General features: G+C 58.1%; 20 protein-coding genes, 1 pseudogene and 1 riboswitch. Of the genes and pseudogenes, 14 read left to right on the top strand and 7 right to left on the bottom strand.

Going from position 1 to position 25634, the window contains the following annotated elements:
- The first annotated feature begins 6 nt into the window (after nucleotides 1-6).
- From MTX23_RS28945 to MTX23_RS28935, 3 genes are all read left to right on the top strand, one after another.
- Entirely contained in the window at nucleotides 7-732 is a 726-nt protein-coding gene (locus MTX23_RS28945) for an amino acid ABC transporter ATP-binding protein (RefSeq protein WP_348637529.1), read from the top strand.
- Nucleotides 733-761: 29 nt separating this feature from the next.
- Nucleotides 762-1655 carry an amino acid ABC transporter substrate-binding protein gene (locus tag MTX23_RS28940; protein WP_280973537.1) on the top strand — a complete coding sequence of 298 codons (894 nt, stop codon included), beginning with the start codon at nucleotides 762-764 and terminating at the stop codon, nucleotides 1653-1655.
- A 110-nt stretch (nucleotides 1656-1765) separates the two neighbouring features.
- Nucleotides 1766-3118, top strand: a complete 1353-nt coding sequence (locus MTX23_RS28935; RefSeq protein ID WP_280973536.1) for an amidohydrolase family protein — start codon at nucleotides 1766-1768, stop codon at nucleotides 3116-3118.
- 669 nt (nucleotides 3119-3787) lie between these two features.
- Here MTX23_RS28935 and MTX23_RS28930 read toward each other — a convergent pair.
- From MTX23_RS28930 to MTX23_RS28920, 3 genes and pseudogenes are all read right to left on the bottom strand, one after another.
- Nucleotides 3788-4410, bottom strand: a pseudogene (locus MTX23_RS28930) (TCP-1/cpn60 chaperonin family protein); the annotation flags it as partial.
- A gap of 89 nt (nucleotides 4411-4499) precedes the next feature.
- Nucleotides 4500-5021, bottom strand: coding sequence for a hypothetical protein (locus tag MTX23_RS28925; protein ID WP_280973535.1), 522 nt, complete (start codon nucleotides 5019-5021; stop codon nucleotides 4500-4502).
- 201 nt (nucleotides 5022-5222) lie between these two features.
- A complete protein-coding gene (locus MTX23_RS28920; RefSeq protein WP_280973534.1) occupies nucleotides 5223-6401 on the bottom strand; it encodes a Fic family protein in 1179 nt (392 codons plus the stop codon).
- Between the two features lie 307 nt (nucleotides 6402-6708).
- Here MTX23_RS28920 and MTX23_RS28915 point away from each other — a divergent pair, with 307 nt between their 5' ends.
- Complete coding sequence (locus MTX23_RS28915) at nucleotides 6709-8109, top strand: DUF2130 domain-containing protein (protein WP_280973533.1); 1401 nt, start codon at nucleotides 6709-6711, stop codon at nucleotides 8107-8109.
- 188 nt (nucleotides 8110-8297) lie between these two features.
- On the opposite strand, the gene MTX23_RS28910 is transcribed toward MTX23_RS28915, so the two are convergent.
- The 3 genes from MTX23_RS28910 to MTX23_RS28900 are packed head-to-tail and all read right to left on the bottom strand — an operon-like array spanning nucleotide 8298 to nucleotide 11644.
- Nucleotides 8298-8507 (bottom strand): KTSC domain-containing protein, encoded by a 210-nt coding sequence (locus MTX23_RS28910; RefSeq protein WP_280973532.1) that lies wholly within the window; start codon nucleotides 8505-8507, stop codon nucleotides 8298-8300.
- Complete coding sequence (locus tag MTX23_RS28905) at nucleotides 8504-10426, bottom strand: ATP-binding protein (protein WP_280973531.1); 1923 nt, start codon at nucleotides 10424-10426, stop codon at nucleotides 8504-8506. The genes MTX23_RS28910 and MTX23_RS28905 overlap by 4 nt, the downstream gene beginning before the upstream one ends.
- A 6-nt stretch (nucleotides 10427-10432) precedes the next feature.
- On the bottom strand, nucleotides 10433-11644 hold the full coding sequence (locus tag MTX23_RS28900; protein WP_280973530.1) for an SIR2 family protein: 1212 nt from the start codon (nucleotides 11642-11644) through the stop codon (nucleotides 10433-10435).
- A gap of 204 nt (nucleotides 11645-11848) precedes the next feature.
- Between MTX23_RS28900 and MTX23_RS28895 the strand changes: the two genes are divergently transcribed.
- A complete protein-coding gene (locus MTX23_RS28895; RefSeq protein WP_280973529.1) occupies nucleotides 11849-12349 on the top strand; it encodes a hypothetical protein in 501 nt (166 codons plus the stop codon).
- 321 nt (nucleotides 12350-12670) lie between these two features.
- Nucleotides 12671-12874, top strand: a complete 204-nt coding sequence (locus MTX23_RS28890; protein ID WP_280973528.1) for a DUF3768 domain-containing protein — start codon at nucleotides 12671-12673, stop codon at nucleotides 12872-12874.
- A gap of 108 nt (nucleotides 12875-12982) precedes the next feature.
- Here the strand turns inward: MTX23_RS28890 and MTX23_RS28885 are convergent, their stop codons facing one another.
- Nucleotides 12983-13363 carry a hypothetical protein gene (locus MTX23_RS28885; RefSeq protein WP_280973527.1) on the bottom strand — a complete coding sequence of 127 codons (381 nt, stop codon included), beginning with the start codon at nucleotides 13361-13363 and terminating at the stop codon, nucleotides 12983-12985.
- 15 nt (nucleotides 13364-13378) lie between these two features.
- Here MTX23_RS28885 and MTX23_RS28880 point away from each other — a divergent pair.
- From MTX23_RS28880 to MTX23_RS28845, 8 genes are all read left to right on the top strand, one after another.
- Nucleotides 13379-14568 (top strand): IS3 family transposase gene (locus MTX23_RS28880; RefSeq protein ID WP_280973526.1). Its coding sequence is split into 2 segments (ribosomal slippage): nucleotides 13379-13628 and nucleotides 13628-14568, totalling 1191 coding nucleotides; the frame shifts between segments, so codons are not numbered across the junction.
- Nucleotides 14569-15705: 1137 nt separating this feature from the next.
- Entirely contained in the window at nucleotides 15706-16806 is a 1101-nt protein-coding gene (sfnG, locus tag MTX23_RS28875) for a dimethylsulfone monooxygenase SfnG (protein ID WP_280973525.1), read from the top strand.
- Nucleotides 16807-16912: 106 nt separating this feature from the next.
- A complete protein-coding gene (locus MTX23_RS28870; protein WP_280973524.1) occupies nucleotides 16913-17197 on the top strand; it encodes a hypothetical protein in 285 nt (94 codons plus the stop codon).
- A gap of 54 nt (nucleotides 17198-17251) precedes the next feature.
- Nucleotides 17252-18448 (top strand): acyl-CoA dehydrogenase family protein, encoded by a 1197-nt coding sequence (locus tag MTX23_RS28865; RefSeq protein WP_280973523.1) that lies wholly within the window; start codon nucleotides 17252-17254, stop codon nucleotides 18446-18448.
- Between the two features lie 436 nt (nucleotides 18449-18884).
- A complete protein-coding gene (locus tag MTX23_RS28860) occupies nucleotides 18885-19199 on the top strand; it encodes a co-chaperone GroES (RefSeq protein ID WP_280973522.1) in 315 nt (104 codons plus the stop codon).
- 87 nt (nucleotides 19200-19286) lie between these two features.
- Nucleotides 19287-20936 carry a chaperonin GroEL gene (groL, locus tag MTX23_RS28855; protein ID WP_280973521.1) on the top strand — a complete coding sequence of 550 codons (1650 nt, stop codon included), beginning with the start codon at nucleotides 19287-19289 and terminating at the stop codon, nucleotides 20934-20936.
- A gap of 1361 nt (nucleotides 20937-22297) precedes the next feature.
- A complete protein-coding gene (locus tag MTX23_RS28850; protein WP_280973520.1) occupies nucleotides 22298-23143 on the top strand; it encodes a nodulate formation efficiency C protein in 846 nt (281 codons plus the stop codon).
- Between the two features lie 339 nt (nucleotides 23144-23482).
- Nucleotides 23483-24625, top strand: coding sequence for an MFS transporter (locus tag MTX23_RS28845; RefSeq protein ID WP_280973519.1), 1143 nt, complete (start codon nucleotides 23483-23485; stop codon nucleotides 24623-24625).
- 708 nt (nucleotides 24626-25333) lie between these two features.
- Nucleotides 25334-25534, top strand: a riboswitch (cobalamin riboswitch).
- The last annotated feature ends 100 nt before the right edge of the window (nucleotides 25535-25634 follow it).

Here is a 25634-nt window from a genome sequence, read left to right as displayed (position 1 = left end):
TTCCCGATGGTTGTCGTCGAGCACCTCGTCAAGCGGTTCGGCAGCTTCAATGCCCTGAGTGACATCAACCTCAAAGTTGCAAAAGGAGAAAAGATCGTACTCTGCGGGCCCTCGGGTTCCGGGAAGTCGACTCTCATCCGCTGTATCAATCACATCGAAAAGCATGATTCCGGCCGAATAGTCGTCGATGGGATCGAGCTGACAGATCGGATGCGCGATATCAGCACCATTCGCCGTGAAGTCGGCATGGTCTTTCAAAGCTTCAACCTTTTCCCACATCTTTCGGTAGCCGAAAATTGCATGTTGGCGCCAATGAAAGTCAGGGGGCTCGCTCAGTCTGAAGCACGTGACCGGGCGATGGTGTTGCTGAGGAAGGTCCGAATCCACGACCAGGCCAAGAAATATCCCGCGCAATTGTCGGGCGGCCAACAGCAACGTGTCGCTATAGCCCGTGCCCTGTGCATGCAGCCCAAGATCATGCTTTTCGACGAGCCGACTTCTGCCCTCGATCCGGAAATGGTCAAGGAGGTGCTCGAAACCATGGTCGAGCTCGCGCAGGACGGGATGACGATGATCTGCGTCACGCACGAAATGGGCTTTGCGCGCGAAGTTGCGGATCGAGTGGTCTTCATGGATCGCGGCTCAATCGTGGAAGAGCGCGATCCGAGCACCTTCTTTCGCGCGCCCAACACCGAGCGTGCGAAGGCCTTCCTCAACCAGATCATTCATTAGGCGCGTCGCACCCGAACAGAGGGATTTCTATGTTCAGAACATTTGCACTGCTTTCCGCGTCTGCGATTGCCGTGTTTTCAGTCTCTGCTGCTCAGGCAGGGCCAACTCTCGATAACATCAAGTCGAGGAGAACAATCACCATTGGCTATCGCGAGGCCTCGATACCGTTTTCCTATCTCGCCGGTGACCAGAAGCCTGTCGGGTTTTCCCTGGACCTCTGCGCGCACGTCGTCGATCGGCTGAAGGCTGATCTCAGCACTCCAGATCTTCAGATAAAGCTCACGCCGGTCAATTCGTCCAACCGTATCCCGCTTATCCAGAATGGCACAATCGATATCGAATGCGGCGGAACTGCCAGCAGCAAGCAGCGTCTGGAACAGGTCTCATTTAGCGTTGCAACCTTCGCCAGCCAAACGGCTTGGCTCGCGAAGGTGTCGAGCGGGTTTAAGACGCCGAAAGACCTGAAGGGAAGGACTATCGTTGTCACACAGGGGTCCGATGCGCTCGGCATCGCCAAAGGCATCTCGCAGGATGAGGGTCTCAATCTTACGATCGCGCAGGCCAAAGACCATGCTGAATCCCTGCTGCTGCTGACCACTGGGCGTGCATCGGCGTGGGTGGAGGCCGACATTCTCTTGGCCGGTATGAAGGCGGATTATTCGAAACCCGCTGACCTAGCCTTCTTGAGAGCCAACTACGGCACGATCTATTATTATGGTCTGATGTTCTCGAAGGATGATCCCGACTTCAAAAAAATGGTCGACGACGTTCTCTCTAAGCTCATGGCTTCCGGCGAGTTCACGAAGATCTATGACAAATGGTTCATGGCTGCGATTCCGCCAAGAAACATAAACCTCAACTTCCCAATGACCGACGCTCTTAAAGAGCGCGTTGCTCATCCTAGTGATGTCGTCAGCAATTGATCTCGCCACCCGCGGCGCTGAAGGTCCCGCTGGCTACAGCTAGACGTACAGCATGTCTACACGAGGATCGCAAATGCGGACGCAAGCGACTGTACTTAAAGGAGCCACAAATGAGTAGAGCTGCGATTGGCTGGGAGTCGATGACGGAATCCGATCGACAGATCGCACAATGGGTCGAGGAGACGCCGTTTGTGGATACCCATGAGCACCTGATCGAGGAAAGTCAGCGCCTTGCCGGCGAGATCCATCCACGAACATTGCCGTGCAATGACTGGGCGTATTTATTCAGGTCCTATGCTGCCGAAGATCTAGTGGTGGCCGGCCTGCCAGCGGCCGACTTGCGCAAGTTTCTCGGGCCGGATCTTCCAAGCCAGGAAAAGTATCGGATCATCGCCCCTTACTGGGACCGCATCCGCCACACTGGCTACGCCCAGGCGCTGCGCCATACGTTTCGCGGCGTATACGGCGAGGATGAACTGACTGCCGAGAGTCTGCCGCGCATCGCCGAGAAATATCGTGAAACCGTTCAGCCCGGCTTTTATGCTCGCATTTTTGGCCTGGCGAACATCAAGGGCTGCCACGTCAATTCGCTACAGCGCATCTTCATGGAGACCGAACAGCCAGAGCTGCTCGATCACGATATAAGTATCCTTCAACTGTGCCGGTGCAGTGCTGCTGACTTTGCGTGGGTGGAAGCCGAGACGGGGCGACGCCCAACGACACTCGACGAGTGGCTCGACGTCATCGACTTCTATTTCGCAACATACGGCGTCAGAGCAGTCGCCGTAAAATCGCAAATAGCTTATTCGCGTGCGCTCAATTTCGAGCCGGTGACCAAGGCGCATGCGTCAAGGTTATTTCCCCACCACGCCGACAGGGTCGGCGCATTACATGCCCTCGGTCCTGAGGATCTCAAGGCGCTACAAGATTATCTGTTCCGCTATTGCGTAGGCAAAGCTGGCGAGTGCGGCCTGCCGGTCAAGCTGCACACCGGCGTTTTGGCTGGCTACGGCGTGATGCAACTCGGTCGTACCCACAGCAATGCTGCCGACGTCTGCCGACTATTGCAGGACTTTCCAGAAACCCGATTCGTCCTAATGCACATTGGGTATCCATACGAGCACGAGTTTATCGCGCTGGCCAAGCACTATCCCAACGCCGCGATCGACATGTGCTGGGCATGGATTATCAACCCAGTGGCAGGCGTTCGCTTTCTGAAGGAGTTTCTGATGGCGGTTCCGTCCAACAAGATCTTCACCTTCGGCGGCGACTATGTGGCTGTCGAGCCAATTTATGGCCATGCTTTCGTAGCGCGCCGTGGAATCGCTCTGGCACTCTCGCAATTGGTTACCGAAGGTTGGATTGCGCTTGAAGATACTCGTAGCCTGATAGACCGGATCATGCGAGGGAACGCCCAACAGTTCTTTCGGAAAGGCTATCGAGAGAATGTGACGCACCCGTGAGAGGCGAGGGCGCCCTGTTACAATTAGGGAGCTCGGCTCGATGCGGTGTTCTGACAGATCGTTTCTGGCACGAAACCGGTGCAGTAGCGCCTGCTCATGCAGACGAGCCGGATTTGACGTCCGTAAGGTCTCCATCGCAGGACCCTCCTCACGATGATCATCAAGCGGATCGACCTTACCCTCTCAAGGCTGAAACAGGGGTTCGATTCCCCTAGGGAGCGCCAACCGAGCTTTTCTCGCTTTGAGTTCGCTTAGTTTTTTGCCGATTTCCCCAAACGGGCCGTGTGGGTTTGGGGAGTTCTGTTCGCCTTGTGATCTTCCAGCTTAGCGATTGCACTACGGCCACCGCGACGGCGGTCGGCTTCCCGCGTGTAGCGTTCCGCTTCGGCGAGCGTCTGCCCGAGCGCGGCCATGATTTCGTGGGCGGTCGCGCTGGCATCAGCGAGCGACGGCCAAGGGTCTTACGCAAGCCGTGCGGCTTGCAGTCGAGTGGGAGCCCGGCCGCAGTCATGGCGTCCCGCATCCATCCTGAGAACCCGTCGACCGTGAACGGCTTTCCGTACTCTGTATTAATAATCGTGACGTGTTTGCGCACCAACGCATCGAGCGCTTTACGCAACGAATGCGCTACCGTGACGACGACCGGAACGCCGGTCTTGCGGCGAGTGTGTCCTTCTTTGAACCGGCGCAGTTGACGATTGTCGTATTCTCTTTGTCAATCACCACCGTTTTCGCGCGTCCGAGCATATTGAGGGTAACATTCTCGAGCTTGGTACCGAGGTTCTCGGCGATCATCGTGCCTCTGGTAAGAATAGAGATATCTTCCAGCATGGCATTGCGGCGATCACCAAAGCCCGGCGCCTTCACTGCGGCGATCTTCAACCTGCGCGTAGTCTGTTGACTACCAGGGTCGCCAGGACCTCGCCCTCGATATCCTCAGCGATAACAAGCAATGGCTAGCCTGATTGCACCACGGCCTCGAGCAGCGGCTGCATTGTTTGCAGTCCCGACAGCTTCTTCTCGCGGATCAGGACATAGGCATCCTCAAGCTCGACCCGCATTTTCTCGGCGTTAGTGACGAAGTACGGTGAGACATAACCGCGATCGAACTGCATTCCCTCTACAATTTCGAGCTCGGTGTGGAGGCTCTTGGCCTCCTCGACCGTAGTCACACCGTCGTTGCCGATCTTCTTCATGGCATCGGCCAAGAACTTGCCTATTTCGGCATCGCCATTTGCGGAAATCGTGGCGACCTGGGCAATCTCTTCGTTGGCCGTCACCTTCTTGGCGTGAGTCTTAGCGCCATAGCTGTCGTACAATCTCATTTGCGATTACACGATTCCCTCGATGGCACGGCCACGCCGCGGCAAGCCGGCCAAATTTAGTCCGGCGCGGGGCCTTTCGGCCAGGTCCAGTCGTGACCAGTTTTTGCCTTGAGTCTAGCCAGCAGCTTCTCCATCTTTTCGACGGTCATTGTGTCGAGGAACTTGACCAGCTTCTGCCACTCTGTGGCGCCGCCAATTTGATATTCCAGCGTAAGGTTGAAATTGACGAGAAAGCGGTTCCCCTCAAACCCGATCTCCATCGCATTCGAGACAGAGTGATGATCGTCATTGTGGGCAAATTTTTTGTTCCTCATTTCGAGGATCTGGTCATGCGTTCTGCGCAACTTCTCGGGAAGGCTATCGCGTGAGAAGCCGCTGCCGCTTCCACCTTGATGCAGGCGCACATAGGTCACGACAAATGCCGTCGTAAGCATCTCAAGCTCGAGTATGGCGTCCATCTCGGCTGCGAACTTGTAATCTGCGAGCCGTTGTGCCGCGTGCTTCAAGGCCACCAGCGAGGTGAAGGACTTGGATATCCTGATAAGCTGCGACAATTCCTTGTCGACCGATTCCAGCATCGCGCGCCCATTGTCCGCTACGGCTTGGAAGTGGTTGCGTCACTCTTCAGGAAGATACTGAATCGCCTCTTCCGGAAGTGAGTAGTATTCACCGTGTTCCTCGGGTTCGATTAGATCTTCCTGCACTTTGCTCTCATACCGTCGTTCAGCTGTTGGAAACTTAGATAGTCCTTTGTCGGTCGCATAATCGCTTGGGGGCTTTTACGGCGCTGGCGCCTCCGTGCCCTGATTGAGAATGTCGAGATATCGGACATAGGCGTAGACACGGCGCCGTTGCTTGGCCGTGATCTCGCGGACGATGCCGAGCTTTTCCAGGTGCTCCATCGCTTTCGCGACCGTTGGCTTCGAGAGGCCAAGTTCTTTGGTGGTTGCAGGGACAGAGAGAAGAGGCCGCTTCTGCAGCAGCTCGTGCACGCGCAGCGTTGAAGCGGCGGGACGGCCGAGCGCGGAGATCGCACGCCTGTCCTTCTCAAACAGCTCAAGAAGTTGGCGTGCGGTTTCGGTTGCCTGAGTAGCCGTTTCAATGACGCCTTCAAGGAAGAATGATATCCAGCTTTCCCAATCGCCGGTCTCGCGTAGGCTCTGGAGGAGTTCGTAATAGCGTTTCCGGTGGGTCTTGAAGTAGAGGCTGAGATAAAGCACTGGCTCTTTGAGGGCGCCCGCTTCGGAGAGCAGGAAGGTAATGAGCAGGCGACCGAGACGGCCGTTACCGTCCAGGAACGGGTGAATGGTCTCAAACTGAACGTGGGCAAGGGCCGCCTTGATGAGAAGGGGAATACCCTGGTGCTCGGCGTGAAAGAAGCGCTCCAGCTCGTCTAGGCATTGCATAAGCAGGTGGGGAGGCGGAGGTACGAAGGTCGCGTTACCGGGTCTGGTCCCGCCAATCCAGTTCTGCGACTGCCGGAATTCGCCCGGCTGCTTGGTGCTGCCACGCCCGGAGCGCAGCAGGACGCCATGAATTTCTCGGATTAAACGCAACGACAATGGAAAGTTGTCCGAGCGCAGACGCCTCAGACCGTGATTGAGGGCGGCGACGTAGCTCGACACCTCCTCGACGTCGTCGATAGGAGCGTGGGGAAGTTCGTCGGCTTCGAAGAGGAGGAGATCGGAGAGCGAGGACTGCGTCCCTTCAATTTGGGAGGACAGGAGCGCTTCTTTCTGCACGTACATATAGATGAAGAGCGGCGGGGCTGGTAAAACCGTGGTCACGCCGTCCAAGCGGCCCAAGGCGGCCGTCGCCCGATCCAGGAGATCGACGAGCTTGACCAGGTCGATGGGGGGTTTTGGCGGGAGTGGGGGCGGCAGGAAGGCTCGCACGGTCTCGCCGCCGACGGCGCTCTCGATAAACGTCCCCAGCCGGGTTCCCGACGCACTGGCCAAGAAAGCGATCCTTTCCTTACGATTCACGTAAGTAAAGGATAATGAGTTTTCCTTTCCTTAGGTAGGACAAAGCCCGCCGATTGAGCAGCTTTCCCGCCGGCCAGCTTGTCCAAATTGAAAAACCGGGGGATTTTCAGCTGAAAACGCCGGCAACGGTGGCGCATTGCTTGACCGTTCAACTCGGCAGGTTCTAATTTTGTTCTCGTGAACAAGGGAATCCGCCCGCAAGCCAATCACCCAGGTTGGGCCCGGTTCCCTCAAAGCTTTCTGGACAACAGCAGCTGCCCCAACCCCTCGGACAGGAAATATGCACGAGATCATCTGTCCCCACTGTGACAAGGCCTTCAAAGTCGATGAATCCGGCTACGCCGAGATCCTGAAGCAGGTCCGTGATGCCGACTTTGAAAAACAGCTGCATGAACGGCTGGAATTGGCTGAGCGGGAAAAGCAGAACGCTGTAGAGTTGGCCACGACCAAACTCAACAACGATCTGCAGAAGACCGCGGCTGCAAAGGATGCCGAAATCCAGGAGCTGAAGGCCAAGCTTGAGGGCAGCGAAGTTACTCGGCGGCTCGCTGTCACAGAGGCGCTCAGTGCCGTGGAGAAAGAGCGTGACACGCTCGCGAATGCGCTGGCCCAAGCGGAGCGCGAGAAGAAGGCTACCTCAGAACTCGCTGAGGCACTTTTGGCCACTGAGCTGCACAAAGTCTCTGCTGCCAAGGAAGAGGAAATCCGTGAGCTGAAGGCCAAGCTTCAGGCTGTCGAGCTTGAGAAGAAGCTCGCCGTGACTGAAGCGGTCGGCGTCATCGAGAAAGAGCGCGATGAGCTGAAAAGCAGCATCAAGCAGGTTCAGCTCGAAAAGCAGCTCGCCGAACAGTCGCTCAAGGACAAGTACGAAACGCAGATCAAGGATCGCGATGACGCGATCGAGCGCCTCAAGGATATGAAGGCGCGCCTCTCGACCAAGATGGTTGGTGAGACCCTCGAACAGCACTGTGAGACCGAGTTCAACCGGGTGCGATCGATGGCCTTTCCACGGGCATACTTCGAGAAAGACAACGACGCGCGGACCGGCAGCAAGGGTGACTACATCTTTCGGGACTCGGACGAGGCCGGTACCGAGATCATCTCCATCATGTTCGAGATGAAGAACGAGAGCGATAAAACCGCGACGAAGAGCAAGAATGAGGATTTTCTGAAGGAGCTCGACCGGGATCGCAACGAGAAGGGCTGCGAATATGCTATCCTGGTCTCACTGCTCGAACCCGACAGCGAACTCTACAACGCCGGCATTGTCGACGTCTTCCATCGCTATCCGAAAATGTATGTCATCCGGCCGCAGTTCTTCCTGCCGATGATTACGCTTCTGCGGAATGCGTCTCTCAACTCACTGAAGTACAGGACGGAGCTGGCGCTCGTTAAGGCGCAGAATATCGACATCACACAGTTTGAAAACCAGTTGGAAACCTTCAAGAACGGCTTCGCGAAGAACTATGATCTCGCGTCCAGGCACTTCCAGACGGCGATCACTGAGATCGATAAATCCATCGATCATCTCCAGAAAACAAAGGATGCGCTGATCGGCGCGGACCGCAACCTGCGCCTTGCGAACGACAAGGCGCAGGACGTGACGATCAAGAAACTGACCAGAGGCAATCCAACGATGGCAGCGAAATTTGCGGAGCTGAAAAGCCAGGCCGCTGAATGAGGCGCATGCTTGGACTAGAGCTGGTCGTTTATCTGACGCGCCTGAATTGGAATTTGTAGCCAACGGAGCGGCTTTGCCGGATATGCTTGCGCGTGGCCTGCACAGCCTCGGTCTCCCGTCAGCGTTTTGCTTGTACTTAAATTGGTGCGATTCAAAGGCCCAAGGTGCCGATCCTCATATCCACTCAGTCACACGCGAGCGTAACGGAACTGTCCCTTCACGTTTGAATTTAGGAAACCTCCCGCCGAGGAAGCACGCATAAGCTCTTCGTAAATCTGCTGTGGAACGTCAAAGTATTGGTAAACAGCGCCACTCTTAAACAACACCTCTAGGATACGGCCAATCGGATCATAGCCAACTTCGGCAACAGTTGACGAACTAACCGGATCGCGTCTCATTTCGCTCCTCCTTCCAGCTCATTGTTTTCTGCGACAAGCGGTTCAACAAAAAGGTTGCTTGGTCGTGGGTTCTGTCGTCGCCACAGTTCGATGGCTTCGGCGTACTTCGATGGGTCACGTTTTTGGTTCCACCCGCCTGGACCTTCGTAACCATCGGCCTCAGAGCCGGAGACCACGACCTTGGGATCGGAACTGTCGGGCCTTCGGTTTGCGCCCGGTGGATTGATGAGCGTGCGGATGGGCAAATTCACCGCCTCGCCAATGATTACAGCCTCTCCCGTTCGAAGAACGGGGAGCATCGCAAACAGTCCATCCAGATTGTCGGAGGCCGCGCCTTTCACATGGCTGCGATCTGTCGCATTGCTCAATCGAAGCGCGAACAGTGTTCCACACTGCGAAAGAATCGTCTGATCGATCTCAGCCGGCCGCTGGCTGACGAGCATCATGCCAATGCCATACTTGCGGCCCTCCTTTGCAATCTTGCGAACCGCTGTGGACGCGATTTGCTTTTCGCCCAGATAAACGTGCGCCTCCTCAAGAACGACTAGCAACGGTCGCTCTCGTCCGCCTTCCGGAATGTTTCGAGCCCAGTAAAGGGCGTCGTAAACGATGCGGAGAACTGCACCAACCAGCTCCGACTGGATCGACGGAGGAATGTTTGACAAATCAAGAATGGTAATCGGGCTAAGGTCTCCAAGCCAATCCGCCAGCAAAGTATCGAGATCTTGCTCCGTTTTGCCGTCTTCTGCAGGACAGTAGGGTCCCGGCCTCAGCAAGAAATCAAATCGAGGGTCGCGGATCTTGGAGCCCAGCGCATCCATCTGCCTACTGATCGACAAGGGCGATCGACTTAGTCGTATTTTTTCGGTATCGCCCTTTACGTCCTTGGCGGCTCGAAACCGCGGCGGTATCCCTCTGATGGCGCTTCCTTCTTGCACCGCTTTGTTCGTCGCCGGGTCCCGCTCCAGTGCCCAGGTATCCTTTGATTGAGGCTGTCCGTCCCGTTCGTAGTGAGTTGATCGCATCTCACAATGTAGGTCGAACCACAGTTTGTGAATGCTAAACGGGACAGGCGTATCAACGCTGAGCGTGTCGGCATCGACGCCGGGGCGTGGGTAGGTGCTCAACCCCTCTAGCTTTAGAGCCATAATGCGATCAATGACAGCTCCACGATCGCCGGGATTTTCGATCGAGCCAAGCGTTACCGGCAACAATTCGTCGAGAGTCATCGCCCAATAGGGGATGTAAAGCGGGCGTTCTCCCTTTCTAAGATCGGGGTTGATACGGAATATGGCGGCTCTGTCCTGCAGCGCTCTCCCGTACTCTCCATGAATGTCAATAACCAGGATACGCGCGGACGGATAGCGAGTGCGATCGGATAGCGCGGCCAGAAGCCCTGCAACTGTGGTCGATTTTCCGGAACCCGTCGTCCCCAGTACAGCACTGTGGCGTGTGACGAGCCTATCAATCTCTACCAGTGCAGGAATGCTGCTCGCGCTTGCAAGCTGCCCCACCTGTACGAAACGGCGGTCGTTCGGTCGGCCGTAGATTGTTCTAAGATCGGTCTCGGTGACGAGATGAGCGGTATCACCGACCGTGGGAAATTGAGATATACCTCTGTCAAATCGAGCACCTGGTTGACCCTCTCCGACCAGTTGGATGGTCATCCATCTATTGCCATGAACTTCTATCTCAGCAAGGCGCTCTGGTACTGCGCTAGCACCAACCTGCGAAATTACTCCATAAAGGTTCACGAACCCGAGTGGAATTCGAACAAAGCCGCCAACCTGCCCCACCCGATAGCTTTGCCCTTCGATAAAGCTGAGTCCGGAAACCGTCTCACTGCCGAGCTTTACTCGAACTGTAGCCCCGCTTACGTCCTCTACAGTACCAAGCAATGTAGGATCTGTTCGAGCCACGGCAGACTACCTTGCTTCCACCGAGCTGGACACCAGACGGAGAAAGTCTCCGAATTTTGCAAAGTCACCGATGTGAAAATCACATGGGCGGGGGGCATCGGAATCGGCTCCAGGAACTTCGGCTCCCACAGTGAAAACCTCAGCCAGGGCGCTAACATCCCGAGTTGGCATCATAAGCCAGCCAGCCTCTTGCCGTCGAATTACCGCCCTGTCCTTTGCCATGACCGAAAGATTCGGATTCTCAGTCGCGAGTTTCACCGCGGTAGGATAATCAGATAGTTTGCCATACTGTATTGCGAAGCACGCGGCGGATGGGTTGGAGCGCAGGCAATCGATAAGTGCCTCGTTAATGTGCTCGTCTCCGAAGGAATATCCTAAGATGAACATGGCGACAGGACGCTCGCCACGCTTTAGGAACGTTTTCAGGCGATCGGCCATGACAAGGTAGGGCATCCGCCGACTTTCGTCGTATTTTAGATGCGAGGGGTGTATCAGGAGTTCCTCGTCGCCCGCCTGTTCGCGTTCAGTGCGGACAACAGCCTTTAAGGCTCTGTTGAACCGCCAGTTGATAGATCCATGCAGCTTCCATAAACGCGCCCATCTATGGGGGACTTCACCGTCCTCAATCGCCTTTTGATCAAAGAAGGGCCGGGAAGAACCAACAAACCCATCGAAATATGGCACTTGGTGATGTTCGAGAGCCTCTTCGAGGAGCAGGTCATAGTTGGTCGTAAACAGCTCCGTCGATGGCGATCGATGACGACCGACATACTCCGCAAGAGAATGATATGGGGTTGGAGCCGCTGGGAGTGGTCGGGTCACTCTTGTTCGGATCGATTCGCAGACATGCTTGTCGAGTACCGTCAGTTCGCCAGCGGAAAGGCCCCTGACGCCGACTTTCCCGGCGACTTCCCGAAATTGGCGCACCCGGTTGAGCATCTGCTCAACATTTGGAGATTCAATTTCGTCCTCTTTGAAAAGGCTCAACAGCTTCGAATAGGAATCCTTTGCGCCGTCACTCTCAAGCAGCTTCTTGTGAATAAAAGCAGTAAGGCCCCTAATGTCGGGGATAATCGACACTACCGAGCCGTTACCTTCGTCGACCTTGACCGCGCAGGGGCAGCCAGCACCGAGGAAAAAGCCAACCGGAAGCTTGTCCGCAGCGAGTGTTTGCCGTAGCTGCGAAACGCATTGATGGGCGTCATGCCCGAATGTCATAGTGCCCGCCCCCATATCCCCCGTTCATTGCTGTCGGGAATTGTGCCCTTGCTGCGTCACAACCGTCAAGATGCGCAATGTCGGTTGTGGATGGCCGAGCACGTTTCTCCCCTCAAGATGTACACCACCCGACGCGGCAGGAGTGAGATCGGCTTAACGTGTTGCAGCTTGTGCTATACTTGAAATAGGAACTGGGGGTTATCGGTGGAGACGTGGTTTCCTGTTGTAAGGGATGTGGTGCTGTTCGTGATCGCCATTTATGGCGCAGCACTTTCGACGTTCAACTGGCGGCAGGCCCTGAAGAAAGATCGGCGCGAGATTACCGTCACCGCATCATCGGCAATGCCTACCTACGGCGATCAACTTGGAGCGCCGTATGCCAAACTGGAGGCGGTCAATACCGGCCACCGGGTCGTAACCGTCAAGACGCTGACATTCGAGACACCGAGCGGCGCCCGCCTGGCGCCCATGCTCGCCGATCGCTTTCCCGGAATGCCCGATACCCGTTTGCCAGTGTCGTTGTCGGACGGCCAAAGTGCCCACCTGCTACTGCCGTATTCGGATATCGCGGAGGCTTTGATGGCCAACGGCCAGACCGGAAAAGTCAAGCTCACGCCCGTTTGCGTGGACTCTGCCGACAATGTTTATCGTGGCAAAGCATGGGACGTCGATCCTCGCGAATTTCTCGAGATGGGTCTCCGGTAGGCACCGTATCTCTCCCTTGAAGGAAGATCTGCACCACCCGGCCGGTAAGGTCGGGTCAATAGGCCCGCAGCGCGTGCCGGCAAGGGCATCCACCCGTATCCAGCGCGCGCAAAACTGGGGTGCGCGCCGGAGCCTCGGGCGGAGCCTCCCTGTGCCTACCCGCTCAATTCTGCGGGCCTTGAATTCTCCCGACCGGCCGCGATTGGCGCAGCCGATAACCAACGGGAGAAGTTCAAAAATGCTCAACGACACCAACGCCGAGAGAATCCGCAGCCTGAACGATGGCTGATCCTTGGCGGAACTGTTCTGCTTACACCAGGCGTGACCAGCCTCGACTCCGATCGCCTGGCGGAGCTGCTCGACGGGGTGCGCAAGTTCGACAACTTCACGCGAGACAACGACCCGCACGGCGAGCACGACTTCGGCTCGATCGACCTCCACTCACAGCGCTACTTCTTCAAGATCGACTACTACGATCTGTCCAAGACCGTTCACTCGCCTGATCCGGCCGACCCGACCGTGTGATGACGATCATGCGGGCTGACGAATACTAGCCGTCAAGGTTGTGAAGTAAGCCTCGCTTAAGGGCGGGGCTAATTATCATCACCCTGCCATCCATAGGTTCACCCGTGCTCACTTCTCCACCTTCGGAAACAAGCGTGCCCATTGGCTTTCCAGGAGCGACCCAGGCCTTAGTCCTTCACCGATATTATCCAATGCCCGTACCATGACGTAAACCGTGGCCAAGATGGCAACAGTTCGCGCTGCAATAAGCTCGACTGTAAGCTCACCGGGGTCGAAGCGCAGGAACAGGAAGAAGAGCGCGGCTATTGCCGCAATCATTTCGATCAAGCCATAGACAACTCTGTTTCGTCGTCGAACCGAATAGAACAGGGCGGCCAGCGGCACGGCTGATAAACTCCAAATCGCAAACGCAGTCTTCCTGCCTTCGGCCAAGCTGCCAATGACCTTGCCCCACGGGCTTAATCCAGTTTGAAATTCGTTCTGGCCCACGACAAGGACCAGAGCATGAAGCGCAGCCGCTTTTCGGAAGAGCAGATCATCGGGATTTTAAAGGAGCATGAGGCCGGCGTTTCGGTCGCCGATTTGTGCCGCAAGCACGGCGTCAGCGACGCCAGCATCTACAAATGGAAGGCCAAGTTCGGCGGGATGGAGGTCTCGGAGGCTAAGCGGCTGAAGACGCTGGAGGACGAGAACACGCGGCTGAAGCGGCTGCTTGCAGACGCCATGCTGGACAATGCGGCGCTGAAGGATCTGTTGGGAAAGAAATGGTGACGCCCGCGGGAAAGCGGAGAGCTGTCGCCCATCTCATGGATGCCCACGGGATGAGCGAACGGCGGGCGTGTAAAGCCATCGGCTGCTGCCGCATGACCATGAGATACAAGACGATCCGGCCGGACGATGGCGGCCTTCGCCAGCGTATGAAGGCGATCGCCCAGGAGCGCCGCCGCTTCGGCTATCGGCGCCTGCACGTCCTGCTCAAGCGGGAGGGCTATAGGGTCAACCACAAGAAGCTGTTCCGGCTTTACCGGGAGGAGAAGCTTGCAGTGCGCCGCCGTGGCGGCCGCAAGCGGGCAATCGGGACCCGAGCCCCGATGACGGTGCCGATGGCGCCGAATGAGCGCTGGTCGCTCGACTTCGTGTCGGATCAGCTCACGGACGGCCGCCGCTTCCGCGTCCTCACCGTGGTCGATGACTGCACCCGCGAGTGCCTGGCGCTGGTCGCCGATACCTCGCTCTCCGGCATCCGGGTGGCGCGGGAACTGGACCGGCTGGTGATCGAGCGCGGCAAGCCGAAGATGGTGGTCAGCGACAACGGCAGCGAGCTGACCAGCAACGCCATCCTGACATGGGCCGATCAGAGCCGCGTCGCATGGCACTATATCGCGCCGGGCAAGCCCATGCAGAATGCCTTCATCGAGAGCTTCAACGGTCGGCTGCGGGATGAATTGCTGAACGAGACGCTGTTCACGTCACTGGCCCAGGCTCGCGTCGCACTCGGATGCTGGCGGGCCGATTACAACGATGCACGACCACACTCGCAGCTCGGATGGAAGACACCCTCCGAGTTCGCCTTCACCTGTCACCCGCGCCGGGATCTGGCGCTGCGCTATGCCGAGAGCTCCGCGCCAGCTCCCGTCGCTACCACCGCCCAACCGGGCAAATCCAACTGCCAGGGCGAACTCAGGATTGGATAAAACTTGGGGGCAAGGTCACCAACAACGAACAGCGCCCCTGTCACCGTCACTGCCCCGATCAGTAGTCTAAGGTTCTTCATCAGGCCTATTCCCAGGATCAGAAGCCTTTAATGACAAAAGGCCCCGCATCCAATCGGGGCCTTTGCGATATCGACCTACCACAGGCGAGACCGTACGCCACCCTAGCGCGACAAGGTGCGGCTGTCGCCAACAAAAAGCCCCGCTCGAATTCGGGGCCTTCGGAATCTTACGCAGAGCACGGGATCGTATCAAGGGAATTGTGCTTCGCGGAGCCTGCGCGCTTACGCGCTCGGCGCCGCTTGCACGGGCCTTGAATAGAACAACCTACAACGAAAGCGTAACCCATGGACTCGAATACATGGAATACAACCCTGACCATTGAAACGATCCAGAACGAGGACTGATGCAGCGCATTGTCGGCAACGTAATTGCCGCCGCGGCGATATCAGCTCCGCTAAACGGTGCGCAAACGATCAAACCCCGATATTCGCATTCGAGCGCCTAGAACTCAGGCGGCCGTAGCTTCGTTCAAGCGATGAGGCAGCGTCTTAAAGCGACTGATTAAGTGGTCGATCGTGTGCTGCCCGGGTCGACAACGGCAAATGCGCGGGCGCCAAAGCGAACATCGCACTCGGAAAGGCCGTGTTCGAAGGTCGCATCGTTGGATGGATGCGCTTGGCGTTCCGCATTGCTCAACAAGCTCGCGACCAGAGCTGCAGCAATAAACGACGCGTTCTACGCGAATAAGAGAATGTTGCTTTCCCAGACCACACGGAAAAGAGTGCGCCTTGGACTCGCGCGCGATCGATTTCTCTGAGAGTATTAGTCGCTCGGCGATCGCGCTTGCGAGGGAGAATGCGGATGACCTGCTCTGGCCTCCTTGATCAATCTCAAACATGGGTCGCATCGTTGACGTCGTGCGGCGCGGCCCGTTGCTGACGCACCAAGCATGCGCCGGCGCCGATCAGCTGACCTGAGTCACGCCAACCGTCCCGTAAATCACATCTAACGACGGCTCGAACGAGGGGCATCGCAACCGGCTGGCACACGGCAGCATGGGTGCTTCGTTGCGTCAGCGTCACGTCCTACTCCAGCCAAAACCGTTGAGGTACCTTCATGAGCACCAGCAATGATTCGATCAAATTTGCCTACTGGGTACCGAATGTCTCGGGTGGTCTTGTCATCAGCAAGATCGAGCAGCGAACCGGATGGGACATCGACTATAACCGCCGCCTGGCGCAGATCGCGGAGCAGGCGGGATTCGAGTATGCGCTGAGCCAGATCCGATTCACGGCCGGTTATGGAGCCGAGTTTCAGCACGAGCCTGTTGCTTTCAGCCACGCGCTACTTGCAGCAACGAACAAGCTGAAGGTGATCGCGGCCCTTCTTCCCGGACCATGGAATCCGGCTGTTGCGGCCAAGCAGATCGCAACCATCAGCCAGCTCACCGAAGGCCGCGTCGCGGTCAATATCGTCAGCGGCTGGTTCCGCGGCGAGTTCGCGGCAATCGGCGAGCATTGGCTTGATCATGACGAACGTTACCGGCGCTCGGAAGAGTTCATCCGGGCACTACGCGGCATCTGGACTCAAGACAGCTTCACGTTCCGCGGCGATTTCTATCGCTTCAAGGACTACACGCTGAAGCCGAAGCCGGCGCAGCCTCTGCCAGAGATCTTCCAGGGCGGCAGCTCGCGTGCGGCGCGCGACATGGCGGCGCGGGTATCGGACTGGTACTTCACCAACGGCAACTCGGTCGAGGAGATCAAGAAGCAGGTCGACGACATCATGGCCAAAGCCCGCGCAAACAACCGTTCCGTCAAAATCGGCGTCAACGGCTTTGCCATCGCGCGCGACACTGAGGCCGAAGCGCGCAGCGTCCTCAATGAGATCATCGACAAGGCCGATCCGGAGGCCGTCAATGCCTTTGGGCGCGAGGTCAAGAACGCCGGCAAGGCGTCGCCGGAAGGTCAGGGCAATTGGGCGAAATCAAGCTTCGATGACCTCGTCCAGTACAACGATGGATTCAAGACTAATTTGATCGGCACGCCGGAGCAGATTGCCGAGCGCATCATTGCGCTTAAGAAGGTTGGCGTTGACCTCGTGTTGCTCGGTTTCCTGCATTTCCAGGAAGATGTCGAATATTTCGGCCGCCGCATCATTCCGCTGGTCCGCACGCTGGAAACGAACATGGCCGGGCACGTCCAGGCGGCCGAATGACAATGGTTGACGTGACGACGATAGCAGCAAGTGCGGACCGTCTTGCGCCAGATGGGGTCTTGCTGAGCCGGTGCTCTCTCTGGCTTGTCGGCCGAGCGGTCCGGCGATGGCGCAGTTGCGGCCGGTGCTCTTGCGTGCGGAGATCTCGCTGACGTTCGAAGCACCGCGGCGCTCGGTGACATCGAGCCTGAAGTCGTGGCGGCGAAATGCGAGCCGTGATCGATCCAACGGGACGCCGCGCCAAGGCTGGATCCGGTATCGTGCGCGCTTTGCCGATGTGGTGCAGCTGGCCCAGCACGCGGGTCGCGTGCACATTCCAGACCCTCGCGGTGTATTCGCCCGCGTGGCTGCCGAGCTGCGTCTCGGCGGCTCGTCGCAGGGGCGATCTTAACGGAACGTTGCCGACGCAGGCTCTCGCTTGACACTGCCCAACAGGAGAATGACCATGACCAACGACAACTTCGCTCACAGGGCCGACGACGACGCCTACGCTCGGCTCGACGCGGCGATCGACGCCACCGTAAAGGTGAACGCCGATCGCAACGACAAGGAGAGCCGATTTCCGCGGGAGAATCTCCACGCATTGTCGGACGCCGGCTGGACCGGCGTGCTGAACGAGGTGCAGTTCGGCGGGCTCGACTGCAGCCATATCGACTTCGCCGAGGCTGCCTGTCGGATCGGGCAGGTCGATGCATCGACCGGCCTCGTCTACGTGATGCATGTCGGCGCGGCGCAGGCCGTCAATCTGTTCGGCAGCGCCGATCAGAAGGAGCGATGGCTCAAATCGAACAATGGACGACTGCTCGGCACTTATTCGACCAGCGAGCGCGCCACCGGCGGGCACTGGTGGTACAATCTGTCCGAAGCGTCGCGGGATGGCGAGGACTATCTCGTCAACGCCGAGAAGTCGTTTACGACTAGCTCGGGCCAAGCCGACTATTATGTGGTCCAGACGCGCACTCCGGGCGCCAAGGATCAGACCGACATCGTGTTCTTCATCGTCGACGGCACGTCCCCCGGCATTGAGTCACGGCCATGGGATGCGCTGGGTGTCAAGGCTAATCATTCGGGCGCAATCCGCTACATCAACGTGCGTGTACCACAACGCGACAGGCTTGGTGCCGAAGGGCAGGGCAAGGAGATTATCTATGACGGGGTGTCGCCCGTCTACTTGATTGGGCTCGGCTCTGTCTGGGAAGGTGTGGCGCGCGGCGCGCTGAACGCGGCGGTCGCGCACACCACACGCTTCGTGCATAGGGACCGGAACAAGAGTCTTTCGGACTACCAAGCGATCCGGCAGGAACTCGGGGCAGCCAAGGTGCTGGTCGAGACGCTGCGGCCTTGGCGCAACGAACTCGCGGGCCAACTGGACGCGCTGTGGCGCGCTGGCAGGCCGCAGAGTGAAATCCTTATCCCGCTGACCGAGTTCAAGGTGCATGCCGCCGAAGTCGCCAACAAAGTCGCGGCCACGGCTCTGACGGTAACGGGCGGCTATGGGTACCATCGGGGGCCGATCGAACGCGCCTTCCGCGACGCGCGCGCGGCCATCGCGATGGGGCCCTCCAATGTGATCGCGCGCGATTGGATCGGCAAGGCTCTAGTCGGTCTGCCGCTGGAGCTGTTCTACGAGGGGGGAGAATAGTGAGGATTGAGAACTGCTCGCAACATTGCCTGCGATCTGCGGCTGAGAAGAATAAGAGTATCTACTTTCAGATGCAGTGCCGTTTCCGGCCGTCAGAGATCTTTCAGGGTTCTTATGCGAGCCCAACCGGTGGCAAGTCCCGGACCCAAGGACGCCTTTAGAAAACTCGAAGTCGTTCCCGCTACCTGCTGGCCGGGTTGGGCGTAGCCCGAGGCATAATGGGGCCACCAAAATCGTCTTGGCTTTGGTCGGAAGGTCCCGTCGGCAAACGGCGGGCTCCTTCTTTAGGTAGGGGGTAAGCGCCAATTTTTTTGCTACAGACCCTTGCTCCGGAAGAAGCCTGTCCTATTTCAGTTCCGCCTGCATTAGCACTCGCCGGCATCGACTGCTAACAGTCGAAAAATTGTCAACTCGTGCAAGTAGTTAGGAGGACTGTATGAATTTCCGTCCACTTCATGACCGCGTCGTTGTCAAGCGCATCGACGCCGAAGAGAAGACCGCTGGCGGCATCATCATTCCAGACACAGCCAAGGAAAAGCCCTCCCAGGGCGAAATCATCGCCGTCGGCCCGGGCGGCCGTGACGAGGCTGGCAAGTTGATCCCGATCGACTTGAAGATCGGTGACCGCGTGCTGTTCGGCAAATGGTCGGGCACAGAAGTCAAGATCGACGGCCAGGAGCTCTTGATCATGAAGGAGAGCGACATCATGGGCGTTCTCACCGAAATATCTTCCAACAAGAAGGCCGCCTAACCCACTGCTCGCACCGCTCACCCCTGAGGAGCGCCTGCCGGGCGTCCTATCCAGGGTGAGATGAAATGAAACTCAGGGAAATCAACTATGTCAGCTAAAGAAGTCAAATTCGGAGTAGACGCACGCGACCGCATGCTGCGCGGCGTCGACGTTCTCGCCAACGCGGTGAAGGTCACCCTCGGTCCGAAGGGCCGCAACGTGGTGCTCGACAAGTCGTTCGGCGCTCCGCGCATCACCAAGGACGGCGTCACCGTCGCCAAGGAGATCGAGCTCGACGACAAGTTCGAGAACATGGGCGCCCAGATGGTGCGCGAAGTCGCTTCCAAGTCCGCTGACGCGGCCGGCGATGGCACCACCACGGCGACCGTGCTGGCGGCTGCAATCGTCCGCGAGGGCGCCAAGGCGGTCGCCGCCGGCATGAACCCGATGGATCTGAAGCGCGGTATCGACCTCGCGGTCGAAGCCGTCGTTGCGGACCTGCAGAAGAACTCCAAGAAGGTCACCTCGAACGAGGAGATCGCCCAGGTCGGCACCATTTCGGCCAACGGCGACGCCGAGATCGGCAAGTTCCTCGCCGACGCAATGAAGAAGGTCGGCAACGAGGGCGTGATCACGGTCGAGGAAGCCAAGTCGCTCGAAACCGAACTCGATGTCGTCGAGGGCATGCAGTTCGATCGCGGTTACATCTCGCCCTACTTCGTCACCAACGCCGACAAGATGCGCGTTGAGATGGACGACGCCTACATCCTGATCAACGAGAAGAAGCTCTCCTCGCTGAACGAGCTGCTGCCGCTGCTCGAGGCCGTGGTGCAGACCGGCAAGCCGCTGGTCATCGTCGCTGAAGACGTCGAAGGCGAAGCGCTCGCCACCCTCGTCGTCAACCGCCTGCGCGGCGGCCTGAAGGTCGCAGCCGTCAAGGCTCCGGGCTTCGGCGATCGCCGCAAGGCCATGTTGCAGGACATCGCGATCCTGACCGGCGGCCAGGCCATCTCGGAAGACCTCGGCATCAAGCTCGAGAACGTCACGCTGCAGATGCTCGGCCGCGCCAAGAAGGTGATGATCGACAAGGAGAACACCACGATCGTCAACGGTGCCGGCAAGAAGGTCGACATCGACGCCCGCGTTGCCCAGATCAAAGCGCAGATCGAGGAGACCACCTCGGACTACGACCGTGAGAAGCTGCAGGAGCGTCTCGCCAAGCTCGCGGGCGGCGTCGCGGTGATCCGCGTCGGCGGCGCGACCGAGGTCGAGGTGAAGGAGCGCAAGGATCGCGTGGATGACGCGATGCACGCGACCCGCGCGGCTGTCGAGGAAGGCATTTTGCCGGGCGGCGGCGTCGCCCTGCTCCGTGCCACCGAAGCTCTCAAGGGTCTGCGCACCAAGAACGACGACCAGAAGACCGGCGTCGAGATCGTGCGCAAGGCATTGTCGTGGCCGGCCCGTCAGATTGCCATCAACGCCGGTGAAGACGGCTCGGTCGTGGTTGGTAAGGTCCTGGAGAAGGATCAGTACTCTTACGGCTTCGATGCGCAGACGGGCGAGTACAGCAACCTGGTCTCCAAGGGTATCATCGATCCTACGAAGGTCGTGCGAGCGGCGGTCCAGAACGCCTCCTCCGTGGCGGCGCTCCTGATCACAACGGAAGCGATGGTCGCCGAGTTGCCCAAGAAGAACGCTGCCGGCCCCGCAATGCCGCCGGGCGGCGGCATGGGTGGCATGGGCGGTATGGACTTCTGATCCAGTCGCGTCACGCGGAACGCAAAAATAAGAAAGCCCCGGCAGCAATTGCCGGGGTTTTGTTTGCTCATCGATAAAGCGGGCCACTAAGGCCGTCGACGAGGCTCGTTCCCTTGGAACCGTGTTGGAATACCGTCGTCCAGCTTGCATCGGGCAATGTGAGGCGCGAGAGCTTGTATTGGCGAGTCATACCTGACGTTGCCACTCATCCCGGAGCGTGCCAGCGATGTGCATACTCCAGGAGGGCGGTCACTCCGGATCGTTGCAGATCGTGTGCCCGATGGGGTGCAACTGTAGTCTCAGCCCCCTGTAGGACCGGCGGCGCAATCCTCGCGGCACGGCTCTGTCCTCAGCATTATGTGGCGATTCAATAGGGCAGCGCAGAGTGAAGGACCCAGAGGCTGTCGCGGTAGTCATCTCAGCGCTCCGGCAAGTTCACGGCGACGATATTGCTCGCGCACTCCTTGCTGACGGAATGAGTCTAGCCGTTCTTATGGACGCGGTTTTCTCTCTATCAATGCGGAATAGCGACGCGGTCCGAATGATCGCCAGAGCGTTAGACTCTCGCGATTTCGTCGTCTCCCCTGACGTCGGCTCGCTTTGGCACGTAAAGTATCTATATGATCGCCCAGGGTCCATGACCGTCGTCGATATGCTGGTACTGACACCTGAGAAGACGTTCATGAGCACTGAAATTTCGTTGCGGCTGCCGATCTGACCTGAGGTGTCAGCGCCGGGGATCGCTCGGCAAATGCAATGGACAATAAGCCAGAGCAATCACCTGTTCGAAATAGCTGGTTGATCGTACGTCTGGTAACGTCAGCGCGCAATCCGTCGTGCTGGTATATGAACGTTCTGCCGTCCGAGCCCGGCGTCGAAGCCGACCCTCACCCTAAATCTGCCGTCCGAGCGAACAAACGGAATATGAGTCCCACGCGTACGACCTTGTTCGGGCGGTCAGACCAAGTTGGACTCCGTGCCCGCGAATTTCGGCCGACGGATATTGCCTGATCATCACATCGACCACGCTGCGAGTGGAAGCATTCCGATCAGCGCGCCGAGTGCTTGCAAATCAATCACCTTCAACAATCTGTAACGACGTTAGTATTCTTCAGTATCTTTCCCACGACCGCTTCACGGTTGGACTGTACTGAAGGATTCGAGTGAGCGCACCCAACCATTCCTGGTAGGTGCATTGGATGCTTTCTGGCATACAGTTGTTCTAGATTGCCAGCACCTCGCTTCTCTCGAGACTCTCAACAGGTCGCGTTGGCCCGGCGGGACCAGAGCTGCAGCAAAAAAAATGAGTCTAATCTAGCGCTCCGCTCAAGCGTCGGCGCTGACCAGTCGCGATGACGAAGATGACGAAAATGACCAGAAGGTGCATGCTTTGGCTCTGTCTCGACCTCTTGTTGATTTGCCCAGGTGCCGTAGTCGTCGCGATCAGCGATGTCAGAGCGGAGGACAGCATCCTTGTCGACAAGGTCAAGTCAACCTGGCGATCGCAAGACGGTGACACTATCGAGCAAATCATTTCCAAGGTCGCGAAGGTCGCGCACTTCGTCCCGAGAAGGTGGGGAGTCGCTCAATCGAACGATGGGAGCGAATATGCCTTCTTTTCGTGGAGTAAACATCGCGACGATAAAGCCGCCGAATATGCCATTATCTGGCAGGCTGCGCCCGACGGCGCGTTAAAAGTCGTTTCGCCATATGCCAAGCCGATAGAATTGGGCTGGAAGGCGTTCGCACTCTCTCTGATCTCCAGTGAAATCGCAAACGGCGAAAAGGCGGTGAATCTCCATTTTCTGCATAACCCCATCAACTTCAACTTTGTGATGACTGCTCAGGGCAGGTTGGGCGATCTTCTGCGACACGGCCGCTGCACTATCGGCGATCCGATCCAGGTGGATTACCTGCAGAAAGTTGATGAAAAAGAGGCCACACAGAGCGGCCTATGGCGCGCCCTGATTGTGGTGAACTGCAATATTCCAGGACCTCGGTACTTCACTCGTGGCGGCGTCATCATTTTTGAGAAGGCCGAGGGAAAAACCTGGGAGCCGCAGTCGTTTTTTGCCAAGCGCATCGCAACCTATCCCCCAGGCTCTTGGTTCGATCATGCAGATCCAGAAGAACAGGAAGCACTAGAACCGGCCAAGAAGACCTTGCAGAATGACCGCGGAAGGCAGCTTCGCGGCGCAGCCCCTTGAGACAATGCGTCGAGTTTACAATGGGGCTCTACGACGAAGCGATGCTGCATCTGAGCCGGAGGTGCCGTGTTGGGTTTGAGAGATTTACGACAACACTTCTCCAAACTCGTCGTGGGTCCGAGGGTGCCGCAGCCCGCAATAGCAAGCAGTCGCGAGAAATAGGCTCATCCGAAAGTTTGCACCAGGAACGTCGCGTTAATTTCGCAATGGCACTGGACTTGCAGTAACGGAAGCATGTTCCGCGACGACATCGTCGTCGGGCTGCCCACCGTGTGCAGGCATGCGCCGGCAAACGCCGGCGCGCCGTACTCGTAACGTGCGTTCTCTGCGGAGTGCCCCGTGAAACCGTCTGCCGATCCGCCGGCCGGCCTGCTCGCGACGCGACTCATATTTTTTGTCTCCGGATTCGGCTTCTCGGCCTGGGTGCCTCTGGTGCCGCTCGCCAAGGAGCGCCTTGCGGTCGATCATCGCGTGCTTGGTCTGCTGCTGCTCTGCCTCGGCATGGGGTCCCTCTTCGCCATGCCTTTGACCGCCTTGTCGGGGGCGCGCTACGGCACCAGGCGCACTATTCTTGTAGGTGGACTTGGTCTTGCGCTGACCCTGCCATGGCTCGCTATCGCCAGTACACCTCTGAAACTCGGGGCGGTGCTGCTTGCCTTTGGCGCTTCACTCGGCTCAATCAATGTAGCCATGAACGTTCAAGCGGCCGAAGTAGAGCGAGCAGCCGGCCGCCCATTGATGTCCACCTTTCACGCACAGTTCAGCATCGGCGAATTGTCGGGCGCTGGCGCCCTGACAGCCTTGCTCTCGCTGCGGATTGACTCGTTTGCTTCGACGCTGGCTTGTTCGGCGCTAATGATAGTTGCGATTTTGTCGGCATGGCCGCGGTTGCTTGCGACACGTCGCACGCCGTCAGAGCCACTGCTTGTCTTGCCTCATCGCAGCGTATTGCTGATAGCGGTGCTTGCGGCCATCACCTTCCTTGTCGAAGGCGCGATGATCGACTGGAGCGCCTTATTTCTCATTGACAGAGGTCTTGTGGCGCAAGAGCATGGCGGGTTCGGTTATATGTTGTTTTCCATCGCGATGACCGCAGGCCGTCTCGCCGGAGATGCCCTCGTGATCAGAATCGGAGACCGCGCCACACTGATGTTCGGACCTGTGCCGATCATGATCGGTTTTGTGGCCCTGCTGGCCGCGCCGGTGGCTGCGATTGCCATGGCGGGTTTGCTGCTTATCGGATTGGGTGCATCGAATATCGTGCCGGTGTTATGCCGCCGTGCTGGCAAGCAGAAGGTGATGCCGGCAGGTTTGGCGATCGCAGCCGTCACGACGGCGGGTTACGCCGGTATCCTCGTCGGTCCAGCTGGCGCCGGGCTCGTTGCACACATGGCTGGGCTGCCTTTTGCTCTCGCGATACTAGGAGCACTCATGTGCATCGTCACGCTGTCGGCCCGGACTGTGACGGCCAACCCTCGCTGATTGTTGGAGAAGGACATGTAGGCCTTCTGCCAAGCGGTTGCGCACGGTTGGCACCCATCACCGCCACTCGGGGGTAGCAACATAGCGAGGACGCTGCGAAAGAGAACGGTTATGGCCAAGAAGCACTGTCGCAGAATGGCCGTTGGTCCAGCGGCCTGAAATACATAGCAAACGCAGTGCTGGTCCGTTCGACATCGATGGGGGCGCCCAGCACGGCAAAAGCGAGATTGATTGATAGTGCCGAGATCTTCCATGCCTTCCAGAGCATATTCGCACGTCTCGGCGCACACGGCCGACGGGATAGATACGTTACCGGGAGCTGCTTACCGGCCCAGCCGCTCGAACCACTTTGCCCGGGATGGGCAAGCTGATTTGACCCACAGCTTCCAAGGGTGACGGTCCCGCAAGGCGGATCTTGCTAAGTTGTCGAGAGATTCACATGTCGAAGATGCTAGTAAAGGCTACCGACTGGTAGCTCGGTCGAAGCCGATCTGTCGCGTGCCATCGGCTGCAGGCAAAATGCGACCCCGATGTACTCGCGCGTGCAGAGACCAGGGCCGAGTTCGAAGCGAGCACTGCCCGGCACACTCATCGCGCAAAGGGGGCTTTAGATCGCGATCGTCGCGATGGAGCCACACCTACAGACTTGTTGAGCGGAGCCGCAGAAGGATGCCGTGCCAAGAGGTTGACGGAACGCTGCTTGTTCGGATAACTGATTTTCGTCGAGGTTCTCCGGAGCGCACTGATCCGGAGCTAAGAGGGAAGCCGGTCGAATGCCGGCGCTGCCCCCGCAACTGTAAGCGGCGAGCCGCTGTCCAATAAAGTCACTGAAACCGCTTGGTTTCGGGAAGGCCGGACAGCAGCGATGACCCGCAAGCCAGGAGACCTGCCCCGACAACATATTCGTCCGCGGGCGGGGTGTCCCGGTGGTGCGCCAAGCAATTGCCGCTTCGGCGGCTTTTCCTGCACGCAATCGCCATGACCTCTGCCCCAAACCAGGGGTTAGAGC

The organism is Bradyrhizobium sp. ISRA436 (assembly GCF_029910015.1).
In the GTDB taxonomy this organism is placed as follows: Bacteria; Pseudomonadota; Alphaproteobacteria; order Rhizobiales; family Xanthobacteraceae; genus Bradyrhizobium.
The sequence above is the reverse complement of the archived record's forward strand: the minus strand, read 5'-3'. Positions and strand labels throughout refer to the sequence as shown.

Coding starts and splice junctions, on each gene's coding strand:
- MTX23_RS28925 (WP_280973535.1), bottom strand. CDS start 5,021: ATGCTGGAATCGGTCGACAAGGAATTGTCGCAGCTTATCAGGATATCC.
- MTX23_RS28945 (WP_348637529.1), top strand. CDS start 7: ATGGTTGTCGTCGAGCACCTCGTCAAGCGGTTCGGCAGCTTCAATGCC.
- MTX23_RS28940 (WP_280973537.1), top strand. CDS start 762: ATGTTCAGAACATTTGCACTGCTTTCCGCGTCTGCGATTGCCGTGTTT.
- sfnG (WP_280973525.1), top strand. CDS start 15,706: ATGAGCACCAGCAATGATTCGATCAAATTTGCCTACTGGGTACCGAAT.
- MTX23_RS28865 (WP_280973523.1), top strand. CDS start 17,252: ATGACCAACGACAACTTCGCTCACAGGGCCGACGACGACGCCTACGCT.
- groL (WP_280973521.1), top strand. CDS start 19,287: ATGTCAGCTAAAGAAGTCAAATTCGGAGTAGACGCACGCGACCGCATG.
- MTX23_RS28910 (WP_280973532.1), bottom strand. CDS start 8,507: ATGAGACGCGATCCGGTTAGTTCGTCAACTGTTGCCGAAGTTGGCTAT.
- MTX23_RS28870 (WP_280973524.1), top strand. CDS start 16,913: ATGGCGCAGTTGCGGCCGGTGCTCTTGCGTGCGGAGATCTCGCTGACG.
- MTX23_RS28915 (WP_280973533.1), top strand. CDS start 6,709: ATGCACGAGATCATCTGTCCCCACTGTGACAAGGCCTTCAAAGTCGAT.
- MTX23_RS28900 (WP_280973530.1), bottom strand. CDS start 11,644: ATGACATTCGGGCATGACGCCCATCAATGCGTTTCGCAGCTACGGCAA.
- MTX23_RS28935 (WP_280973536.1), top strand. CDS start 1,766: ATGAGTAGAGCTGCGATTGGCTGGGAGTCGATGACGGAATCCGATCGA.
- MTX23_RS28860 (WP_280973522.1), top strand. CDS start 18,885: ATGAATTTCCGTCCACTTCATGACCGCGTCGTTGTCAAGCGCATCGAC.
- MTX23_RS28850 (WP_280973520.1), top strand. CDS start 22,298: ATGACGAAAATGACCAGAAGGTGCATGCTTTGGCTCTGTCTCGACCTC.